4 protein-coding genes are annotated in these 2911 nt (G+C 73.7%); all 4 read left to right on the forward strand.

Annotated features, from left to right (window positions below; translation table 11 throughout):
- Window positions 1–300 precede the first annotated feature (300 nt).
- The 4 genes from ACZ4W5_RS05745 to ACZ4W5_RS05760 all read left to right on the forward strand — a co-directional run bounded on the left by ACZ4W5_RS05745 (window position 301) and on the right by ACZ4W5_RS05760 (window position 2684).
- Complete coding sequence (locus tag ACZ4W5_RS05745) at window positions 301–528, forward strand: hypothetical protein (protein WP_465653105.1); 228 nt, start codon at window positions 301–303, stop codon at window positions 526–528.
- Window positions 529–586: 58 nt separating this feature from the next.
- Window positions 587–1054 carry a GNAT family N-acetyltransferase gene (locus ACZ4W5_RS05750; RefSeq protein ID WP_465653107.1) on the forward strand — a complete coding sequence of 156 codons (468 nt, stop codon included), beginning with the start codon at window positions 587–589 and terminating at the stop codon, window positions 1052–1054.
- 164 nt (window positions 1055–1218) lie between these two features.
- Window positions 1219–1872: a hypothetical protein gene (locus tag ACZ4W5_RS05755; RefSeq protein WP_465653109.1), complete on the forward strand. Its 654-nt coding sequence runs from the start codon at window positions 1219–1221 to the stop codon at window positions 1870–1872.
- A 71-nt stretch (window positions 1873–1943) separates the two neighbouring features.
- Complete coding sequence (locus ACZ4W5_RS05760; protein ID WP_465653111.1) at window positions 1944–2684, forward strand: AfsR/SARP family transcriptional regulator; 741 nt, start codon at window positions 1944–1946, stop codon at window positions 2682–2684.
- Window positions 2685–2911: the final 227 nt, after the last annotated feature.

Genomic DNA, 2911 nt, shown 5'->3' on the forward strand with positions numbered 1-2911 from the left:
TCGCATGGTGTGTGCGGAGCGTGTAAACCCGGGCTGGCCGGCTCGGTGTCCTCGGCGGGCAGCCCCCCCCCCCCCCCCCCCCCCCCGCCCCCCCCCCCCCCCCCCCGTTCCCGCGGTTCCTTTGCCGGCGTTGGGTGAACGCGCGCGCGTGATCTGCTTCGTTGGGCAGGTTCGCCGCCGTTCCCCACCGTCCACCCCCACCCGCCCTGTCGGCGGGTGCCCGCCGCGGCGCTGATGCAGCAGGGCGAAACACCTGCCGGAGGCGAGAGAGCCCTCCCACCGGTGTCCCTTCACCCTGGTGTGGGAGCGTGTACCACCGTCCGGCTCGCCCGGGCCCAGCTCGGACAGGGCGATCTGGAGCCCGCAGTCGCCACCGCCATGACCGTCCCGGCCGAGGACTCCGCGCACCCCCGCGTCGCCCGGATGCTGGTCGCCTTCGGCACCTCGCTGCACAAGTCGGCCGACGGCAGCGGCCCGGATCGGACCTGGACGGCATACGCCCACAACACCTGGAGGACCACCGCGTGACCGTCGAACTCCGCCACCACACCGCCTTGCCCCTGAGGCCCGGCAGGATCTGCTGGACGTGTACGCCGACGTGCGGGCCCCCTTGCTGCACCTGCCGAACTACCGCGTCGACGTGTTCGCCGAACGCCTCGATCGGCATGCCACCGAGCCCGGCTTCGGGCTCGTCCTCGGCTACGACGGCGAGGTACCGGTCGGCTACGCCTACGGCAACACGATCGAGGCGGGCGACCGGTACTGGAAGCGCATGACCGAGCCCCTTCCGGACGGCTACACGCAGACCCCTGCTCTGGCCGTCAAGGAAATCGGCGTCCGGATCCCATGGCGGGGCACGGGTGCCGCCCGCCGAATCCACGATGACCTGCTGCGCCGCCGTGTTGAGAGCCGTGCCACCCTCCTGGTCAACCCGCTCGCCGGAGACGGCAAGGTCCAGCGGCTCTACGAGTCCTGGGGCTATCAGGCGTTCAACGCGCAACAGCCCTCTCCGGACTCGCCCCGGCTGACTGCGATGATCCGCTCGATCCGCTGAGCCTGGGGCGATGGCGCCTGGTAGTACGGCAGATGGCGCGCGGGTGTTCACCCGGCGGCGGGCGGAGCCACCGCGGGCAGCGGCGTTCCGGCGTTCCCGGCCGTCACACCGCCGTGACGGTGCGCGGCGCAGGCTGGGCGCAGGCTCTTCGAGGAGGTGCGGACATGGGTACTCGACGGATCCTGCACACCGGGATGAACACGGCGATGGCCGCGGTCCTGGCCCTTGGTGGCGCCGCGCTGGGGGTGTCCTCGGCGCACGCCCAGGACTTCGGCCCGGACACCTGCCGCCAGGGCTTCGTCTGGCGTGACGCCAGGCCGGGGGACCACGTCTGCGTGACGCCGGACATCCGCTCCCAGGCGGCGTTCGACAACAGCCAGGTGCCCGTCCGGACCCTGGCGGACGGCTTCTGCGTCCAGGGCTTCGTCTGGCGCGAGGCCTGGGTCGGCGACACCGTCTGCGTGACCCCGGAGACCCGTTCGCAGACGCGCTTCGACAACAGCCAGGCCGACGACCGGCGGCTGGCGGTGCGGATCTGGGCCGACGACACGAACGGCAAACTGGAGTTCAGCGGTGACCACTTCAACGTCAACGGCCGGGTGCGGGTGCAGATCGTCCTGAATTCGACCGGCACCGTGCAGTGGTCGCAGACCGTGACGGCGGTCCGGAACTCCGGGTTCGCGGGCGGCAGCTTCGGCCTGAACACGGGGCACCCGTTCAGCTGTGCGTCGAAGAACGCCACCGCGCGGGCGGTCGACCTGACCTCCGGCCGGGTCACGGCGGCGATCCCGGTCGGGTACTGCGTCAACTTCGACTGAGGTCGACAGCGCTCAGTGGGCAGTGCAGCATGGAGAAGGGGCTGATCTGTGCACGAAGAAACGGTGGTCGGATGGCCTGCGGCGATCGGCGCTCACCGGTTCGCGGTGAGGGCGTACGGCTCGGCCTGCTCGGCGGCTTCGCCCTGTCGGCCGGTGGCGCGCCGGTGGCAGTCTCCGCGGGGGCGGAGCGATTAATCGCGTTCGTCGCCCTGTGCTGCAACGGGAACGTGCCGCGCGGCCTGGTCGCCGGGACGCTGTGGCCGGACGCCAGGGAACGTTGTGCGCTCGCGAGCCTGCGCTCGGCGCTGTCCCGCCTGCCGGCGGCCGGCCGGGCGGCCCTGGAGATCGGCCCGGCCGAGCTGAGGCTAGCCGACGGCGTCGGCGTGGACCTGCGTGACGCCCGTTCGCTGGCCCGCCGGATCTTGGCCCCCGGTGCGGAGCCGGGCCGGGACGGCCTCGGGCTGGCGGCCGTCGAGGCCCTCTCGGCGGACCTGCTGCCGGGCTGGTACGAGGACTGGACGCTGCTGGAGGCGGATGCCTGGCGGCGCCTGCGGGTGCACGCCCTGGAGGCCCTGGCCTGCGCGTTCGTCGGGACCGGCCGCTTCCCGGAGGCGGTGGCCGCGGCCGGCGCCGCCGTCCGGGCGGACCCGCTGCGCGAGAGCAGCCAGGCGTGCCTCATCCGCGCCCACCTCGCCGAGGGCAACCCGTGCGACGCCCTCCAGGACGTCGAGCGCTACGAACGCCGTCTGCGCACCGAACTCGGCCTCCCCGCCCCGGCCCGGCTGTGGCGCCTGGTCGCCCGGTCCCGCTAGGGCCCGGGCCCTAGCGGGACCGGGCCGGAGAACGCCGGATTCCGCCGTGGGGCCCGGACAAGATCACCGGCGACGGCCGCGACCAGCGGCGGGCGCTTGGCTTCAACGTCTGAGGTCGTTCCTCGACCGTCAACCCGCTGGGGGGGGGGGAGGGGGGGGGGGGGGGGGGGGGGGGGGGGGGGGGGAGGTGGGGGGGGGGGGGGGGGGGGAGGGGGGGGGGGGTGGTA

The organism is Kitasatospora sp. NPDC029367, from assembly GCF_055569135.1.